The sequence below is a fragment of the Caballeronia sp. GAWG1-5s-s genome (assembly GCF_023631445.1).
In the GTDB taxonomy this organism is placed as follows: domain Bacteria; phylum Pseudomonadota; class Gammaproteobacteria; order Burkholderiales; family Burkholderiaceae; genus Caballeronia.
The window spans coordinates 247,488-265,881 of sequence record NZ_JALQDC010000030.1; the positions used below are offsets into that span (position 1 = coordinate 247,488).

Consider the following 18,394-nt stretch of genomic DNA (forward strand, 5'->3'; position numbering starts at 1 on the left):
TTCAGTGACGTTGGATGACGGCGACGCGCTGGCCGGCGCGCACGGGCGAGCCCGGCGCGACATGAATCGGGCCGACCTTGCCCGCGCATGGCGCGCAAACGGCGATCTCCATCTTCATCGATTCGATGACGAGCAGCACGTCGCCCGCGGATACCGCGTCGCCGGTCGCTACCTTCACTTGCCAGAGGCTGCCCGCGATCTCGCTGTCCACGGCGACTTCGCCGTCTTCGAGCGCGGCGAATTGCGCTTCTTCGACGGCAGGCACATCGAGCGCGTCCTCGGTCGCGCCCGCTTCGCGCCAGCGTTCGCGCTCCGCGTTGAACGCTGCCTGTTGCCGCGAGCGGAAAGCGTCGATGCTCGTGGATTCTTCCGCGAGAAACGCCTGATAGTCCGACAGCGACAACTCCGTCTGCTCGATGCGCAACGGATAGCGGCCCAGCGGAAAATCCGCGCGGATGCGAAGCAGCTCGTCCGCCGGGACTTCGTAGAAGCGGATCTGATCGAAGAAGCGCAGCAGGAAGTGCTGTCCCGCGAAATCCGCGACCTTGCGATAGCGGTTCCACATCTGCAACGTGCGGCCGACGAACTGATAGCCACCCGGCCCTTCCATGCCGTAGACGCACAGATACGCGCCGCCGATACCGACGGAGTTCTCCGCCGTCCAGGTGCGCGCCGGGTTGTACTTCGTCGTCACGAGCCGATGACGCGGATCGAGCGGCGTCGCGACGGGCGCGCCGAGATACACGTCGCCCAGGCCCATCACGAGATAGCTCGCGTCGAAGACAATGCGCTTCACGGCATCGATGGAGTCGAGATCGTTGATGCGGCGGATGAACTCCAGATTGCTCGGACACCACGGCGCATCCTTGCGCACGGTGGTCATGTACTTTTCGATGGCGAGCCGGCACGCCGGATCGTCCCACGAAAGCGGCAGATGAACCACGCGCGACGGCACGCGCAAATCGCGTTGCAGCAGCACCTGCTGCCACGCCTCGTCGACGATCGCGAGCAGGCGGGCGAGCGGCAGATCGTCGGGCCGATAGTGGACCTGTAGCGAGCGAATGCCCGGCGTAAGGTCGATCACGCCGGCGAGCGCCTGCGCTTGAAGCGCCTGCATCAGCGCATGACCGCGAAAGCGCGAGACGAGATCGAGTTCCGCCGGACCGATTTCGAGCAGCAGATGCGTGTCGCCGGAAACGCGCGCCACGAGCCTTTCACGGTCCGTGCCCGTATCGAGAACGATGGGCGAGGTCAGCGGCGCGGTCCGCTCAGGCAGAGCGTGCGGCGCGATCGTCAGCGTGTCGATCTCGTGACTGCGCTGGCGCGCGGCCTCGCGTGCCGCGTCGATACCGACCGGCACGAAGCGCACCTTGTCGCCCGCCTTCAACTGGCCGATGTGCCACAGGTCCGCTTCGATGATCGTCACCGGGCACACGAAACCGCCGAGGCTCGGGCCATCGGGGCCGAGAATCACCGGCATGTCGCCGGTAAAGTCGATCGCGCCGACCGCATACGGATTGTCGTGAATGTTCGACGGATGCAGTCCCGCTTCGCCGCCGTCCTCGCGCGCCCATTCCGGTTTCGGCCCGATCAGGCGCACGCCGGTCCGGCTGGAGTTGAAATGAATCTCCCACTCGGTGTCGAAGAATCGCTCGATATACGGCGCGGTGAAATACTCGGGCGCGCCGTGCGGTCCGTAGATCACGCGAATGGTGCGCACGCTGTCGAGCGGCGGCACGTTGGAAAGCGTCGCGCCCGCGTGCTGATCCGCGAGCGGATACAGATGCAGCACGTCGCCCGCGCGCAGCGCGCGGCCGCCGTGCCCGCCGAACTGGCCGAGTGTGAACGTGCTGCGGCTGCCGAGATACGACGCGACATCGAGCCCGCCGCGCACGCACAGATAAGCGCGCGCGCCCGCGCCGCGTATCGTGCCGAGCGCGAGCGTGGCACCCGCCGGAACATGGATGCTCGTGTTCAGCGGCTGTTCGACATCGTTGAGATGCACGGGAATCTGCGCGCCCGTGATGGCGACGACCGCGTCCGTGTTGAAGCGCAGCGTCGGGCCGCTCATCGTGATTTCGAGTGCGGCGGCATCCGCCGCATTGCCGAGCAGCCGGTTGCCGAGCCGCATCGCGCGGTCGTCCATCGGTCCCGACGGCGGAATGCCGACCGCCCAATAGCCGAGCCGTCCAGGATGGTCCTGCACGGTCGTCTGCGTGCCGCCGCTCACGACTTCCACGGTCGTCGCGCGATAGGCGAGCGCCTCCAGGCAGCGCGTCCACGGTTCGCCCGATGCGAACGGCGTGTCCTGCACGATCTGGCGCAGATAGTCGCGGTTCGTTTCGACGCCGTAGATGCGCGTCTCGTCGAGCGCCGCATCCAACGCGTGGCGGGCTTCGTCGCGCGTTGGCGACCACGCGATGAGTTTTGCGAGCATCGGATCGAAGTAGGGCGGCACCTCGCAGCCCGCTTCGATCCACGTATCGATGCGCAGCGCGCGGCCATCGGCGGGCGGGAACGATACATCCGTGAGCAGGCCCGGACTCGGCTTGAAATCGCGTCCCGGGTCTTCGGCATAGAGCCGCGCCTGTATCGCGTGGCCGCGCGGCGTGAGGCCAGCGGCGAGCTGCTTCAAAGGCGCGAGCGTTCCGGCCGCGAGCTCGATCATCCAGCGCACGAGATCGACGCCCCATACCTGCTCGGTCACGCCATGTTCCACCTGAAGGCGCGTATTCACTTCGAGAAAATAGAACTGGCGCGCCGCGCTGTCGTACACGAATTCGACCGTGCCCGCCGAGCGGTAATCGACGGCCTCCGCGAGCTTCACGGCGGCGTCGCAGAGTGCGTCGGATATGCCTTCGGGCAGGCACGGCGCGGGCGTTTCTTCGAGCACCTTCTGATTGCGCCGCTGCACCGAACAATCGCGCACGCCGAGCGCGATCGCGTCGCCGAGGCCGTCGCCGAACACCTGCACTTCGAGATGCCGCGCGCGCTCGATGTACTTCTCCAGAAACACGCCCGCATCGCTGAAATTGTTCTCGCCGAGGCGCTTCACGGCATCGAAATGCGTGGCGAGTTCGTCGGCGTTCCAGCACACGCGCATGCCGATTCCGCCGCCGCCCGCCGTGCTCTTCAGCATCACCGGATAGCCGATGGCCTGCGCCGCTTCCAGCGCCGCCGCCACGCCTTCGAGCAGTCCCGTGCCCTCGAGCATCGGCACGCCCTGACTCGCGGCGATTTCGCGCGCCGTGTGCTTCAGGCCGAAGGCGCGCAACTGCACGGGCGTCGGCCCGATAAGCGCGATGCCCGCCGCTTCGCATGCTTCGCCGAACGCCGCGTTCTCCGACAGAAAGCCATAGCCCGGATGAATCGCCTGCACGCCTTCGCGACGCGCGACCTCCAGAATCTTCGCCGTGTCGAGATACGTCACGGCGGCGGGGCCGTCGCCGAGCGCATGAGCGATGGGCGCTTCGCTGACGTGACGGCTCGCGCGGTCGGCTTCGGCGTAGACGGCGACGCCGGTGACATTCAGTTCGCGCAACGTTCGAAGAATGCGGCACGCAATCGCGCCACGGTTGGCAATGAGTATCTTCTCGAACATGGAGGCAGTCTTGATTCGGAGGCGGGCCGTCCCGCCGTGAGAATGGCGAGCCGTGGTCGTCCACGGCCGACACGACACGCGTTCAGCGATGCGCTTGGGTTAGTTCCTCGCGCGTGCGCGCGAAGCATCGTCCCGAGCGAACGAGCATGATGTGATAGATGAAGCTACGGATGCGCTTCAGTTCCATATCAAGAGCTCCGCGGGCGTCGGGTTATAGGCGTTGCACGGGTTATTCAGTTGTGGACAGTTGGAAATGAGCACGATCACGTCCATTTCCGCGCGCAACTCCACGTACTTGCCCGGCGCTGAAATGCCGTCTTCGAAGGTCAGGCCGCCTTGCGCAGTCACCGGCACGTTCATGAAGAAGTTGACGTTCGCGCCGATGTCGCGCTTCGAAAGCCGCCCGTCGTGCGCGCAGGCGCGCAGGAAGTTGTCGCGGCAGCTATGCATGTAGCGCTTTTCGAGCGCGTAGCGCACCGTATTGCTTTCCTGCGCGCATGCGCCGCCGAGCGTGTCGTGACGGCCGCAGGTATCGGCGACGATGGTGAGCATCGGATTGCCGAGATTCGAATACAGCACGGTGCCGGACGTCAGATAAAGGCTCTGCTGGCGGCGCAGGGTGCGTTGCGGATCGAATCGTTCGCGCGGATCGGCGAGGCTATAGAACAGCGTATCGACGGCCTGATTGCCTTCCAGATCGACGATGCGCAGCGTCTGCCCGGCCTTCACCTCGTGCAGCCAGGGCTCGCCCGCGGCGAGCGTTTCGCGATACACCGCGCTTTCGGGATGTTTGTCGCTGACGGTAAGCGTGCTGGTCATGAGTGGGTCCGTGCTCACAGAAAAAAGCGTTCGGTGTTGATGAAGCCGCGTACGTTCTCGTCGCACGCGGTGCGGCAGAGTTCGGCGACATCCGCTTGCGCCGTGCTCAGTTCGAGCTTGACGGGTTTCGGCGAATACTCGGGGTTCGGGTCGAGCGGATGCTGAATGGCCGTGAGCACGACGAGCGTGTTCATCGGCGCGTAAAGCTCCACGTAGTCGCCCCCCTTCGAGTTGCCGGGCACGAAGCGCAGCGCGCCTTCGTCGGTCACATCCACGCGGCTGAAGAGATTCAGCGTCATCATCAGATCGGAGATGCCGAGGCCCCACTTGCCCATCTCCACGAGCAGATTGTCTGTGCCGTTGCGATAGAACGCGTTGCGCAATTCCTGATAGCGGCCCACGCCGTAGCGCTCGGTCACTTCCTCTGCGTTCGATACGCCGCCAATGCTGTCGTGCCAGCCGCACGTATCCGCGACGATCGCGGCCAGCACGCGCCCCATGTCGGAGTAGAGGCAATGGCCCGCCGTGAGCTTCGCGGTGTGCTGGCACTTCAGCGAATCGGGAAGGTTCAGCCGTTCGCTCTTCTCCGCCGCGTTCACCATCATCACGCTGACGTTCGCGCCGCCGCGCAGGTCCGTCACGCGCAGCGACTGTCCGCGTTTCACGATGAGCGACGTATGCCCGCCACCGGGGACGGTTTCTTCGAGCAGCAATGTCATGGACGAATTCCCTCCAGTGAAACAAGTTCGATGTCCGAAGCACCGTGAACTGCCGCCTGCGCGATATGAACGGCCGAGGCGGAGTCGCGGGTGCGATCGAGCGGGATGTTGTATGTGATGCGCGCGCCGTAAGCGCCGGGCGCTTGCGGGTCCACGCGAACCTTGTCGAACACGAGCACGCGGCTGCCCAGCGTGAAGCCTTCTTTCAGGTCGTGCGTGACCATGAAGATGGTGAGCTTCGATTCGCGCCATAGCTCGGAGAGGAGCGCGTGCATGTCCTTGCGTATGCCCGGATCGAGCGCGCCGAACGGCTCGTCGAGCAACAGCACGCGCGGCTTCATCATCAGCGCCTGCGCGATGGCGAGCCGTTGCTGCATGCCGCCCGAAAGCTGCTGCGGATATTTGTTGAGCGCCGCGCCAAGACCCACGCGTTCGAGCATCGCGGCCGCTTCGTCACGCGCGGCGCGGCGCTGCGCGCCGAACAGCCGGCCCGTGAACTTCGCGCGCGGCAGTTCGAGACCGAGCATCACGTTATGCAGCGCGTCAAGATGATCGAACACGGAATAGCGTTGAAACACGACGCCGCGATGCTCGTCCGGCTCGCCCGGGAGCGGCGCGCCATCCAGCAGGATCTCGCCGCGCGTCGGGCGTTCCTGGCCGAGCAAGAGCCGCAGAAACGTCGACTTGCCGCAGCCCGAAGCGCCGACCATCGAGCAGAATTCGCCTTCCTTGATGGTGAGATTCAGGCGTTCCAGCACGACCTGATCGCCGTATTCCTTCCATACGTTGCGGACTTCGATCATCGCGCGCTCCCGCCGTACCACGGGAAGCACCATTGCGTGATGCGTCGGAGCAGCTCGTCGGTGAGCCACGCGAGCAGCGTGATCCACGCGACGTACGGCAGAATCAGGTCCATCGACAGATAGCGGCGCACGAGAAAGATGCGGTAGCCGAGGCCGTCGGTGGACGCGATCGCTTCCGCCGCGATCAGAAAGAGCCACGCGGCGCCGAGCGAAAGACGCAGCGCCACCAGCAAGCGCGGCAGCAGTTGCGGCAGCACGAGCCGCAGAATCAGCGTCCAGCTGCTTGCGCCGAGCGTCTGCGCCTTGACCCACAACTCGGCGGGAATCTCGCTTGTGCGCGCATGCAGGTCGCGAATGATCATCGGCGTGATGCCGACGACGATCAGCACGACCTTCGACAACTCGTCGAGCCCGAACACGATGAAAAGAATGGGCAGCACGGCAAGCGGCGGGACCATGGAAATGACCGTGATGAACGGCGAGAGCGTCGCGCTGACGAGCGGGAACGAGCCTGTCGCGATGGCGACGACGAGCGCGATCGCCGCGCTCACCACGAGGCCGATGCAAAGACGCCGCAAGCTCGACAGCGTGTCGGCCCACAACAGATACTCGCCCGTGCGCTTGTCCTCGGTGAAGGCGACCGACTTCACGGCAACGCTCATTTGCGCCGCGCTCGGCAACAGCTTGTCGTCGGGATTGACCGAAAGCCGCATCGACGATCCGGTGAAATAGACCGCAAACAGCACGACGAACGGCAACAGCAGCAGCATCAGGCCGCCGGTCCTGCTCGGATGTCGATTGATGAGTCGCATGGTGACCGCCTCGTTGAAGACTCGAAGATGATCAGAGCTTGCCCGCTGCGGCCATCTCGACATAGGTCGGATCGAAGCGCAGCTTGACATTGCTCTTGTTGCCGATCACGACGCCCTTGTCGAACGCCATGCCCACCGCGTCCGCGCTCTTCGCGTCCTGACCGAGCAGGCCGTGATCGAACGAGAACTTCGCGACGCGCGTCATGATCTTCGGCATGTCGGGGCTCGTGACGAAATCGAGCGCGGCTTTCGGCGTGTAGAAGAGCGCAGTGGTGGACAGCTGGCCTTTGAAGTTTGCGAGATCGGTGCCGGAAGACTTCGCCATTGCGCTGAGCGCGTTCGTGGTCTCGGCGGAGTTGCCGTGCATCAGCGCGACCATCTCGAACCATGCGCCGGTCAGCGCCTTGCCGAGCGCCGGGTTCTCCTGCAGCGTCTTCGTGTTGACGACCATCATGTCCATGATTTCGCCGGGAATCTTGCTGGAATCGAAGACTTCGGTGACGCTGGGCTGTGCCTTGAGATCGGCGAGCATCGGGTTCCATGTCACCGCGTTGTGAACGGCCGGCGTCGCGAATGCGCCTGAGATATCGGCATCGGATGTATTGACGACCTTGAGATCGCGCTCGCTCATATGGGCGCTGTCGAGCGCGCGTGCGAGCAGATAATGCGACACGGAGAACTGCACGAGGTTGACTTGCTGGCCCTTCAGATCGGCGATCTGCTTGCCCTTGCCCTTCATGAGCACGCCGTCGTTGCCGTTGGAGTAGTCGCTCACGATGAGCGCGGTCGAATCGACGCCGCCCGCGGCCGGAATGGTGAGCGCGTCCATGTTGGTCATGGCGCAGCCATCGAACTTGCCGGCCGTGTATTGATTGATGGACTCGACGTAGTCGTTCAACTGCACGACATCGACATTGATGCCGTACTTCTTCGCCCACTTCGACACGATGCCTTGAGTCTTGGCCTGACCCCAGGGCATCCAGCCCGCATAGATGGTCCAGCACACCTTGAAGTCGTTGCGGGGCGCGGCGAACGCGGCGCTCGAGGCGAGCGTGACGAGGGAAACGGCGGCGATGCCGAGACAGCGGACGAGCTTGCGCATGAGGTTGACCTCGGAGGAGACGGTTGGCGACGGCAGGGAGCAGCGCAAACATCGCGTTCTCTCCCGGGCTTTTGTCCCGCCGTGTAACCTCGTTCGAGGTCGACAGCTCTCGGACCAGCGTCTGCGAGCAGACCGGAACCCTAGCCGTCCATTTCAGATTGTTTGGTGAACCGGATGACGCGCCGGCTCCTTGCACAACGGTTAAAGCGGGAAGCGTGCCAAGCGCGGAGATTTGGGCTTCTCCGCGCTATGTCGGGCGAGACATGCGCGGTCCAGGTGATGGCTTGCACTGGAACGCGTCACGATGCACGGCTTTTGGGCGCGGTTTCTTTGTTTGCGCCGTTAAAGGGGGGTGAGAGGGAGCGTGGGCATGCAGTGTTGCCGAAGGTCGGGCGGGCAAGGACCGATAACCGCCGAGCTTCAGGACGCACGGGAAAGAGTGCAGGTCTCCATTAATGACCGTGCTGGTGCCGCCCGTCTTGCTTCTTGTCCGCGTTGACGCCTTGCCAGAATTCCGCGAGCGCCGGATGAATAGCGTCGCGCCAGCGAGGCCCGGTGAACAGATCGTAGTGGTTGCAGTCGTCGATGGTCAGTCGCCACTGCGGAGTGCGATCCGCGGCGCATAACGCATGCGCCGCGTGAGTCTGGCCCTCGCCGGTGATGTCGTCGCGATCTCCTTCGATGGTGCAGAGCGGCGTTTCTCCCAAAGTCTCGGGCCGTACTTTCCTTGAGTCGACGTGCCAGAGTCCGCGCGCAGGCAACGCGTCCTGAAAGACGACGCGAATGATGTCCAGGAAATAGGCCTCTGGCATATCCAGCACGGCTGCGTATTCGTCGAGTTCGCGCCGCGTGTTTGCAAAGGGTTCCGCCGAAAGATTCATGGCGCTTAGCCAGTAGCGCACGCCTATTGCGCTTTGCCGCTCGGGATGTGCCGCGAATAGCGCAGCGCGCTGGAGATGGCCGGGATAAACCCGCCTCGTCGCGCCTGCATAGGGTTGCGGCACGGTGTCGATGGTGAAGTCGCGAAACCAGGCGATATCGTGGTTGCTCGCGAACCGTTCGAGTGCCGTGGGATTGAGCCGCGCGTCCACCGGGCCGCCCATCAGCGTGATGCTTGCAAGCCGACACTTGCCCGCATCCGCCAAAAGCGCGGCGGCGGCGAGGGCCGCGGGCGCCGCCTGGCAGATTGCGAGCATATGGACGATGTCATGCTCGCGTTGCACGTGTTGCACGAAGCGTTCGAGCGTCATCACATAGTCGTCGAGGCTCAACGGGCCCGCATCGGGAGGAACGTCGCGGGCATCCTGCCAGTCGGTGACGTAGACGTCGCCGTCGTGTAGCAGCGTTTCGACGGCTTCCCGCAGCATCACCGCATGATGACCCGCGAGCGGCGCGCACAGCAGGATCGCGGTTCGCGTGCTGGAACGCGAAACCTGCGTCGCGTGTTTCTTCGCCGCAAAGCGGCGCAAGTCGCAGAACGGCACGCTATCGATGATCGTTTCCTGCACAGGACAGGCGATGCCCGCGCATTCGATGGTTCCTATTTCGAAAGCGGGTGATCGCCTGGCTCCGAACAACGTTGCATCCAGCCACCGTCCGTACGCGAGCCATGAATTAGGCATGCCTTCCCGTCTCCTCGGATGGTCAACAGCCTCCTCGAAGGTCCGCAACGCCGGGCGCGATGATGTTCATTGCCGTCTGGCGTATGGCTTCTTGCGTCACTGCCTGCGACGCCGCAAAGGCAAGCATTTCGATGAGGTCTCGAGCAATTTCGCTCATGGTCTTCTCCGGGTCAGCGTTCATGATTCCGGTGTGCCAAACGCCGCCCAATTACGGTAGTGCGCCGCCTCGGCGGGAGAGTCGATCTCCCGACTGCAACATGGCCGGACTTACTATTGATGTGCATTGCATGTGCCTGCACGGTGTTTCCTCGGCGGGATTCGAGGCCGGTACTGCGGTCGCTTGTCGCGTAACAGGCGAACAAGTGGACGGCAATTTCGACTCGGAAAACAAGGGTGTTCGATCACGAATTTTCGGCTCGCAAACGTCAACGGCAGGACAACCAATCAACGACTACTTAACCGTTTCATTCGAGCGGTCATCAGCCACAAAGCGCAACGCCACGTGTTGCGATTCAGCGACGAACCATGCGTCCGATAGCTTCGCAGACCAAATTGACGCTATTCTTTTGGGACGACGGAAGCTTCTCCGTAGAGAGGGCGTTGCGGCACGGGGTGGCGTGAAGCGTTTAATGAAAAACACTTCAACCGTGGAGTTGCACATGAAGAGAACTCTGATTGCCGGAGCGGCGCTGGCTACCCTGGCCGGTACGGCGCAAGCGCAAAGCAGCGTGACGCTCTATGGCCTGATCGACGCAGGCCTGACTTACACGAACAGCCAGATCACCGGCACAGGAGCCGGTGGTCACAGCAACTGGCAGATGACGAGCGGCGGCGTTCAGTACAGTCGTTGGGGGCTGCGCGGTGCGGAAGATCTCGGCGGCGGACTGCAGGCGATCTTCAACCTGGAGAACGGCTTCAACATCAATAACGGGCAGTTCTCATCTGCCAATCGCATCTTCAACCGTTTGGCCTACGTGGGCGTTTCCAGTCGCGACTTCGGCTCGCTGACCCTGGGGCGTCAAACGGACGACATGGTCGACTTCCTCGGACCGCTCTCGCTTACCGGAACGCAGTATGGCGGCACGCACTTCGCCCATCCGTTCGATATCGACAACTTGAACGACTCGTTTCAGATCAACAATTCGGTGAAGTATCAAAGTCCCGATTTCGCGGGCTTCAAACTCGGCGCGCTGTACGGGTTCTCGAACCTTGCCGGCGGCTTCGCGAATAACCGTGCGTACAGTGTCGGCATGTCGTACGCGTGGGGCCCGTTGAACGTCGGCGCCGGATATCTGCACCTGAACAATTCGGCAGCGACCCCGGCACAACTCAACACGAGCGGGGCGGTCACGGATACCCTGGGAACCTCGTTGTCAGGCCTGCTGACGCCAACGTCCGTGCCATTGGGCGCACTCGCTCGTCGGCAACAGACGTGGGGCGGAGGCGTGAATTATGCGATCGGGCCGTTGGTCGCGGGCCTGGTCTATACGCAAACGAACCTGACCGAACTGTTTCTGACTGGCTTCAACACACACTTCCAGAACTATGAAGGAAACGTGCGCTTTGCCTTGACGCCTGCAGTCATGCTCGCGGCCGCCTACACTTACTCACGCGCCGGAGGCAACGCGGGTGGCGGTGCGCCGCACTGGAATCAGGTGAGCGCGCTAGCCAATTACGCCTTCTCCAAGCGCACGGACGTGTACATTCAAAGCACCTATCAAAGCGTGAGCGCGAGGGCTGGCAACCCTCTCGGGGTCGCCTGGATCAACGGTATCAGCGCGCCCGCATCGACATCGAATCAGGTCGAGGCTACCGTGGGCGTGCGACACCGCTTCTAGGGTTAGCATCGAAACGTGGACGCCGAACCGCAGCGCGGTTCCGCGTCCATCTGAAATGCGGCCGGCCATGCACATCGCGCAGTACAGGCGCGACGTCGCGATGTTCTGTCGGAACGATGCGTTCGGCGATACGGCTGTCGAATCGCTCGAATTCGGACGGTAGAGAAGGCGCGTGATCGACGCGCCATCCACAAGACGCTCGCCAAGAACGTTGGAACGGACCCACAGAGAAACGCTCGCGGCGCAAGGCTGCGATCAGTCCAACGGCTCTCCCTCAGCCGGCTCTGAAAGCCGACGGCTTCGCCACGTTTTGAGCCGCAAAGAGCGCAGAAGCCACCATTTTCCGCACGCGTTCGAACGAGGGCTACCAGCAGCAAAGCTCGCTGCGGCCTAGCCGCGCGGCGGAATCTATCGAACTTTCGGCGGAAGGAGTCAGCCGTATTGCCGTAAGGTCTGCGGTCGGCCGCGCCTTGCGCTTTTGCGTGGCGTTTTTTTCCTGCTCATTGTCTGCGCCCGTCAGCATCGGCCGGCATGCGTCATCGCCGGGCGGCTCGTCGTCGAACTCACTTTGAAACAGCCGAGCCTGCATGTTGCACGGGCCACGCCTCTTGCTTACTGCTCCTAGCCTGGATATGGTCCGCCCGAATACCCTTACGCTGCTTCTCGCCGCGATGCTTTGCTCGACGCTCGCGCCCTTGACCTGTCAGGCGCAAAGCGCGCCGGCCGCGCGCTCCTTCGTCGATCTCGACGATACGAGCGACGCGGCATCCGATAACGCGGCAGCGTCGAAAGCAGGCGGAGGCGCGTCGCCAGCGATCCAGCAGCAGTGCTTGCGAGGGCTCAATCCGACAGGCAATTCCGCGTCGGTCATGCTCAAGGCGCAGATGGGCAGGTATCGCATCTTCAACCCCGACACCAACGCGTTCGATACCGTCAATCTCCGCTCGTACAACGGCTGTCCGACGGGACCGACGATCAGTGTGAAGCCCGGCGCCACGCTCAATGTCACGCTGAACAACGCATTGCCGGCGGATCCCGAAGCGACCTGCGCGAGTGTCGCCGACCACACGACCCCGCACTGCTTCAACCATACGAATCTGCATACGCACGGCCTGCATGTGTCGCCGTCCGGTTCTTCCGACAACGTGCTGCTCTCGGTGCCGCCGGGCGCCACGCAGAAGTACGCGTACCAGCTGCCGTCGAATCATCCGTCGGGCACCTTCTGGTATCACGCTCATCTGCACGGCTCGACCGCCATCGATGTATCGAGCGGGATGGCCGGCGTGCTGATCGTGCGCGGCACGCGGGCGGCGCGGGCGGGCGTCGCCGACGGCAGCGCGGATATCGACACCATCCTCACGCGAGCGGGCGGAAAGCAGCCCATGCGCGAACACGTGATGCTGTTTCAGCAAATCGAATACGGCTGCTTCGACAGTCCCACATCCGACGTCCCGCTCGTCGATCCGCTGACGCATCAATGGACCTGTCCGAAGGGCGCAGTCGGCGAGATTCGGGGTTACGACAAGCAGCTCACGTTCGCGGCCGACCCGCGCCCGGCGCATATTGGCCAATTCAACACGACGTGGGCCATTTCCGGCCGTTACACGCAGATCAACGGCGAGGTCCAGCCTGTCTATCCGAGCGCGACGAGCTTCATCCCGGCCGGCGAAGTGCGACGCTGGCGCATGGTTCACGGCGGCAACCGCGATACGATCAACGTGAAGATCGTGCGCGCCAACCTCGCTGCATTGGGTCAGGCGGATTCACCGTCTGTCACGCAAGCCCAGGTCGACAAGGCGGCCGGTTCGTTCACCGCTCTGCTTGGACGAAACAAGTCCGCGCTGGGACAAACAACGACGCTCGACGCCGTGTGCGGCGGCGAGACGGTGAAGCAGCTGGAATTCGCCGAAGACGGCCTGACGATGCAGTCGATGATCGAGAAGGACGTGAACACGCTCAACCCCGGCTATCGCAGCGACGTGCTCGTTGCGTTTCCGTCACCGGGGCTGTACTGCATACTGGATGAGGCGGGGCAAGCGGCCGCGACCATCAGCTTCCGCCCGAAGTCGGGAGCGGTGAAGGACCGTCGCCTGCTGGGCATCGCGCGCGTCGGTCAGGGCGTGACGATCCCGTCGACCACGCTCGGCAGTCACTCGAAGTACTGGCAGTACATTCGCAACCAGCTTGTCGAAGCGAATCCCGCCTTGCCGGAGCCCGCCAAGACCGATCTCGCATCGCTCGATCTGCGTGCGTTCGCACCGCGGATTCCCGTCGATGTGACGCCAGATAATCAGGTATCCGTGACATTCGACGTGACGCCGAATGCCGCGAATCCCGGCGCATTCCGCTTCGTCATCAACGGCGAGACGTATGATCCTTCGCTGATTCCTTTCAAGGGCGTGCTCGGGAACGTCGATCAATGGATCATCAACGCGACGGCCGCCGGTGGGCACGTGTTCCATATTCACGTCAATCCGTTCCGTGTGATGGACATCCGGAATCCGGCAGGCAATTCGATCTTCGATCCATCGGGCGGATGCACGGCGGCGGAACTGGCAACCGGCGACACCGAATACTGCGGCATGAAGGACGTGATCCGCGACACGTTCTTCGTCAAGCCCGGCTATAAACTCGTGATGCGCACGGCCTATCAGGATTTCACCGGCGAGTTCGTCATGCATTGCCACATCCTGGATCATGAAGACCAGGGAATGATGGCGAACGTGGCCGTCGTTTCGCCCGCGACCGCGTTACTCCAGCGCATGACCGACCCGATTGCATCGACATCGCGACAGGCTCTGCGTTGGGTCGAGGCGCGCGACGGCAAAAAGCAGAGAGAGCTCGATGCCGCGTTATCGTCGATTTGCTCGGCGAACTAGAAGTGCCACCGAGTCGCAAGATTCGATACAACGAACGCGCGGCTTCTTATTGCATCGCGTTGCGTAACAGACGTGCATCAGTGTTGCCGGCGTCCGGTTGAAGCGTGGCGCAAGCCGCAAAAAGTTCTGCCGCGTTCCGCTCCGTCGCACTTGACTCTTCGTGCATAAGCGGCTTAGCCGCATCGTTGTTATCCTCAAGCTCCGGGTCGCGCCGGAGCTTTTTTTTTCGTCGGCCGGGACGTCGCGGTGTCTTTTCGCATGCGAGGAATGGATAATGCGGCGGACAAATATTCGACAAGCGGGCCGCAAACATGATCGTTCGAATCGCCCAATATCCGCTCAAGAAGCGACTTCTGCTCGGTCTTGCGTCAACCGCCGCCATCCTCGCCGCGCAGCAAGCCCTGACCATGATCGCGCACGGACGGCTGCCGTTCCTTCTCATCAGCGCCGCGCTGCCGATCGTCACGGTGCTGTTCGGCGCTTTCTCGGGAGCCTTGCTGTGGGCGAGCGGCATCGCGTTCGGTGCCTTATGGATGCAGCCTGTCGGCACGCTCGCCGTGCCGCAGTCCGAAGACCGCGTCGTGTTGCTAGCCTACGCGATCGTCGGCGCATTGCTGGTGATGGCCGGGCAACAACTGTCCCAGTTGGCCCGTCGAGCGGGGCGGGCCGAAGCCGCGACGCATGACGCGGCAGATCGCCTTCTGCAAGTCGAGCGCGATGCGCGGCACCGGTTCGACGTCGCGCTCAATAGCGCGGGCATTCCGTTTTTCATCGTCACACCGGTCGTGCGCGAGGGGCACATCGCGGAGCTTCGTTGGGACTATCTCAACGAGGCGGCCGCGCGGCTCTTCAACCCGGCCGCAGGGGTGGTGGTGGGCAGCTCCACCTTGTATGTGCGGCCTGCGGGGTGGGACGCGGACCTGCTGCTCGACCGTCTCGCGCCGTTGGCCGAACGCGACGGGCGCGACGCTTTCGACGTGCGCGTCGATGGCGCTGACGGCGAGCAATGGTTTCACGTCGTCGCCGCGTCACTGGGCGGTTCCGTCGTGGCGTGGTTCGGCGACGTCACGCCGCGCGTGCGGGCAGAACGCGCGCTCTCGGACGCAGACCGGCGCAAGGACGAGTTTCTCGCCACGCTCGCGCATGAGCTGCGCAACCCGCTCGCGCCGATCAGACAGGTCGCGGAGATTCTGGAGCAAGCCGATCTGACCGACGAGCGCAGGAAGTGGTGCGTCGCGGTGCTGCATCGGCAGTCCGCTGCAATGGCGCTGCTGCTCGACGATCTGCTCGATGTGTCGCGCATCACGCGTGGCGCGCTCAGGCTTCGCAAGGAAACGGTGGCGCTCAGGGAAGTCATCGACGAAGCAGTCGAAATCGCGAGGCCGGTTCTCGAAGCCAAGGCGCACGAGCTTGTCATCCAACCGCCCGCCCGGCCCTTGCATGTCGAGGCTGACCGCCTGCGGCTCGCGCAAGTACTCGGCAACCTGCTGACGAACGCCGCCAAATACACGCCGCCGGGTGGGCGCATCGAACTGACCGCGACTGCCGACGATAACGCGATCGTGCTGTCAGTCGCCGACAATGGAATCGGAATCGATCCCGACAAGCTGTCCGCCATCTTCTCGATGTTCTCGCAGGTGAACCCCGATCACCACCGCCAGGGCGGGCTTGGGATCGGGCTTGCGCTGTCGAAGTCGCTGGTGGAGTTGCATGGCGGCCGACTCACCGCATCAAGCACGGGAAAGAATCGAGGCAGTTGCTTTTCCATTCACCTTCCGGCCGAATCCCGCGTGGTGGCCGCGCCGGCACCGGTCCGCGACCCGGCCGCCGTCACGCTGGCGGGGGCGAAGCATCGCATACTGGTCGTTGACGACAATATCGATGCGGCGGATGCGCTGAGCGCGCTGCTCGAACTTGAAGGGCACGCGGTGCGAACAGTCTATTCGGGCGAGGAAGCCATCGACATCCTGAGGCACTACGGCCCGGAAGTGATTCTGCTGGACCTCGGCCTGCCCGGCATGAGCGGGTGCGACGTCGCCCGGCGAATTCGCGCGACGTCGGCAACGAAGGACGTGACGATCATCGCCATCACCGGCTGGGGACAGCCGCAGGACCGGGAGCGGACTGGCCAGGCGGGATTCGACTTCCATTTCACGAAGCCCGTCGATGTCGTCCAGCTGCGTGAAGCGATCGAGAGCGCGGGCGCGGCTGCCTGACGTGGGCTTAGCCGGCGGCGCATTCGGGCCGCGCCGCGTGGACTACTCGCGACGAAGCTTTCGCGCTAGCTGTAGCGCCATTCGCGGGAAACACCGGTGACCGGCGAGCGCGATGACGGTGGCACAACGGTTCGCCAATTCGTCCGAAAAAATTGCTGAACGAGTTTAAGAACTGTGTACGAATTGCCGACCTTGCTCTAAGATCTGGGAAAAGCACTAGATAACTGAGAGAAGGCGGTCATGGAAGCTGAATACGAAATCCTGTACAAGGGGTGCACGCTGTCGCCCATCGTTATCGACGATGGCGAGTTCTATACCGCGATGGTCGTGGTCAATACGCCCAACGGCGACGTGCGCGCAAGCGGCGCGCTCGGCGAGTTTCCGTGCGCCTTGTCGGCCAGGCAGTTCGCCATTGCCCATGGCATGGCGGAGGTGGATCGCAGGGAACCGCCTGTCCCTGACTGGCCGACGCACATCAAGCTGCGAAGCGTTGCGCGGCCCGTGCGCAGCTAGTGGCTGAAGCGCTCGCTGCCGGCGGTTTTCTTCGAGGCAGTCGTCCGGTCGGAAAGCTCGGCTGCATCGACCACTCGATTGCGGCCGCGCGCCTTGGCCCGGTACAGGGCGGCGTCGGCGAGGCCCAGCAGCGCGGTGGCCGTCTCTGGCCCGTTCGGGAGCGTGCAAGCGACGCCGATTGATACGGTGACCGGGCCGCCACCGGGCGATGCCGAGGGAATACCGAGCTGCTCCACCGCCGTTCTGAGCGATTGTCCGACGCGCAGCGCCGCCGCCTGTTCACAGGCGGGCAGCACCACGACGAACTCTTCGCCGCCGTAACGCGCGACGAAATCGCTTTGCCGGCGCAAGGCGCTCGCAAGCGCGCTCGCGACGCGTTTCAGGCACTCATCGCCGGCGAGATGACCGAACGCGTCGTTGTATTGCTTGAAGTGGTCCACGTCGATCAGCAGGACGCACAAGGGCTGGCTGCTCGCGGAAGCCAATGAAAACTCGCGCGCGAAGCGTTCATCGAAGTAGGCGCGGTTGAAGACGCCCGTGAGGCCGTCTCGCGCGGAGGTCTCGACCAGTCGCCGGTGGGTGTCGGACAGATGCTGATAGAGGCCCATCGTCTCGTAGATGAGCATCCCGAGCACGGCGCTCGATGACACCATGGAGGCTCCGCGCGCGGCGTACCAGCCCACGCTGTAACGCGCGCTCGCCGACAGAGTCAGCGTCACGTCGATCAGCGCGCCGAGCAGCGCGACCCCGAGCCACAAATCCATCAGCGACCGCAGGCGGGTGGTCGAGACATGAAGTCCGAGCGCGGCGAGACTGATCGCTTCGACAATGAGTCCGGCGGGGCTGCTCGATAGCTGCGCATAGGACCCGGACTGCGCGACAAACGGCGGAAGATGCGATTGGCCGGCGGTCGCGAGCGCGCACAACGCGAGCGCCAGGGCGACGGCACCCAGCGCGATCGCTCTGCCGCGCGTCCGCTGCGTCAAGCTCGATGGAATGGAGCGGGATATCAACGAGGCCGTCACGAGGGCCGGGAAGCCGCCGTGCCAGAAGACCCAGATCCAGATCGCCGTTTGGGGGCCTGCGCCAAGCAGGCCGGTTGGCGAGAAAATCCCTGGAAACACGAGCAGTTGAATGGCGGCGATCACGCTGGTAAACGCATAAGCGCCGCTGAGCGCCGCGAACAGCAGCCGCCCCGAGACCGCGTACTGTGTCCAGAGCAGCAGCGCAGTCAGTCCTTCGGTGACCGTGACCCAGGTGGCGAATACCGGCAAGAAGGCGGGAATGACCGGTCCGGCATTCTTGGCGTGCGGCCAGACGAGCACGGCGGCAATAACCGACAAGGCCGCCGCGGCAGCGGCCATGGCGCGATGGCGCGGCGTGGATGGCAGGTGAAGTAGGGTGGTTTGCATCGTAGGAGGAGGCGTAAGTGCGATCGTTGCCGCTGTAGCCCCTCGGCCAAGGAATCTG

At 63.7% G+C, this 18,394-nt stretch carries 13 protein-coding genes and 1 riboswitch; of the genes, 4 read left to right on the plus strand and 9 right to left on the minus strand.

Going from position 1 to position 18,394, the window contains the following annotated elements; translation table 11 throughout:
* Nucleotide 1: 1 nt before the first annotated feature.
* From uca to NCR34_RS28085, 8 genes are all read right to left on the minus strand, one after another.
* Entirely contained in the window at nt 2-3,601 is a 3,600-nt protein-coding gene (gene uca / locus NCR34_RS23520; protein WP_250501175.1) for an urea carboxylase, read from the minus strand.
* A 177-nt stretch (nt 3,602-3,778) separates the two neighbouring features.
* Nucleotides 3,779-4,420: an urea amidolyase associated protein UAAP2 gene (locus NCR34_RS23525; protein WP_248323379.1), complete on the minus strand. Its 642-nt coding sequence runs from the start codon at nt 4,418-4,420 to the stop codon at nt 3,779-3,781.
* A gap of 14 nt (nt 4,421-4,434) precedes the next feature.
* Nucleotides 4,435-5,139, minus strand: a complete 705-nt coding sequence (locus NCR34_RS23530; protein ID WP_248323378.1) for an urea amidolyase associated protein UAAP1 — start codon at nt 5,137-5,139, stop codon at nt 4,435-4,437.
* The gene (locus NCR34_RS23535) at nt 5,136-5,942 is read right to left on the minus strand and encodes an ABC transporter ATP-binding protein (RefSeq protein ID WP_248323377.1); all 807 of its coding nucleotides are present in this window, start codon (nt 5,940-5,942) and stop codon (nt 5,136-5,138) included. The genes NCR34_RS23530 and NCR34_RS23535 overlap by 4 nt, the downstream gene beginning before the upstream one ends.
* On the minus strand, nt 5,939-6,754 hold the full coding sequence (locus NCR34_RS23540; RefSeq protein WP_250501176.1) for an ABC transporter permease: 816 nt from the start codon (nt 6,752-6,754) through the stop codon (nt 5,939-5,941). The genes NCR34_RS23535 and NCR34_RS23540 overlap by 4 nt, the downstream gene beginning before the upstream one ends.
* A 31-nt stretch (nt 6,755-6,785) precedes the next feature.
* Complete coding sequence (locus NCR34_RS23545) at nt 6,786-7,856, minus strand: putative urea ABC transporter substrate-binding protein (RefSeq protein ID WP_248323375.1); 1,071 nt, start codon at nt 7,854-7,856, stop codon at nt 6,786-6,788.
* 58 nt (nt 7,857-7,914) lie between these two features.
* Nucleotides 7,915-8,011: riboswitch (guanidine-I (ykkC/yxkD leader) on the minus strand.
* A 297-nt stretch (nt 8,012-8,308) separates the two neighbouring features.
* A complete protein-coding gene (gene phaZ, locus NCR34_RS23550; protein WP_250501177.1) occupies nt 8,309-9,478 on the minus strand; it encodes a polyhydroxyalkanoate depolymerase in 1,170 nt (389 codons plus the stop codon).
* A 22-nt stretch (nt 9,479-9,500) separates the two neighbouring features.
* Nucleotides 9,501-9,635 carry a hypothetical protein gene (locus tag NCR34_RS28085; RefSeq protein ID WP_256465417.1) on the minus strand — a complete coding sequence of 45 codons (135 nt, stop codon included), beginning with the start codon at nt 9,633-9,635 and terminating at the stop codon, nt 9,501-9,503.
* A gap of 502 nt (nt 9,636-10,137) precedes the next feature.
* Here NCR34_RS28085 and NCR34_RS23555 point away from each other — a divergent pair.
* From NCR34_RS23555 to NCR34_RS23570, 4 genes are all read left to right on the plus strand, one after another.
* A complete protein-coding gene (locus NCR34_RS23555; RefSeq protein WP_250501178.1) occupies nt 10,138-11,316 on the plus strand; it encodes a porin in 1,179 nt (392 codons plus the stop codon).
* A 632-nt stretch (nt 11,317-11,948) separates the two neighbouring features.
* Nucleotides 11,949-14,195 (plus strand): multicopper oxidase family protein, encoded by a 2,247-nt coding sequence (locus NCR34_RS23560; protein ID WP_250501179.1) that lies wholly within the window; start codon nt 11,949-11,951, stop codon nt 14,193-14,195.
* A 311-nt stretch (nt 14,196-14,506) separates the two neighbouring features.
* Nucleotides 14,507-16,411: a hybrid sensor histidine kinase/response regulator gene (locus tag NCR34_RS23565; protein WP_250501180.1), complete on the plus strand. Its 1,905-nt coding sequence runs from the start codon at nt 14,507-14,509 to the stop codon at nt 16,409-16,411.
* A 240-nt stretch (nt 16,412-16,651) separates the two neighbouring features.
* Nucleotides 16,652-16,924 (plus strand): hypothetical protein, encoded by a 273-nt coding sequence (locus NCR34_RS23570; protein ID WP_248323370.1) that lies wholly within the window; start codon nt 16,652-16,654, stop codon nt 16,922-16,924.
* Here the strand turns inward: NCR34_RS23570 and NCR34_RS23575 are convergent.
* Complete coding sequence (locus tag NCR34_RS23575) at nt 16,921-18,336, minus strand: sensor domain-containing diguanylate cyclase (RefSeq protein ID WP_248323369.1); 1,416 nt, start codon at nt 18,334-18,336, stop codon at nt 16,921-16,923. The genes NCR34_RS23570 and NCR34_RS23575 overlap by 4 nt on opposite strands.
* Nucleotides 18,337-18,394 lie beyond the last annotated feature (58 nt).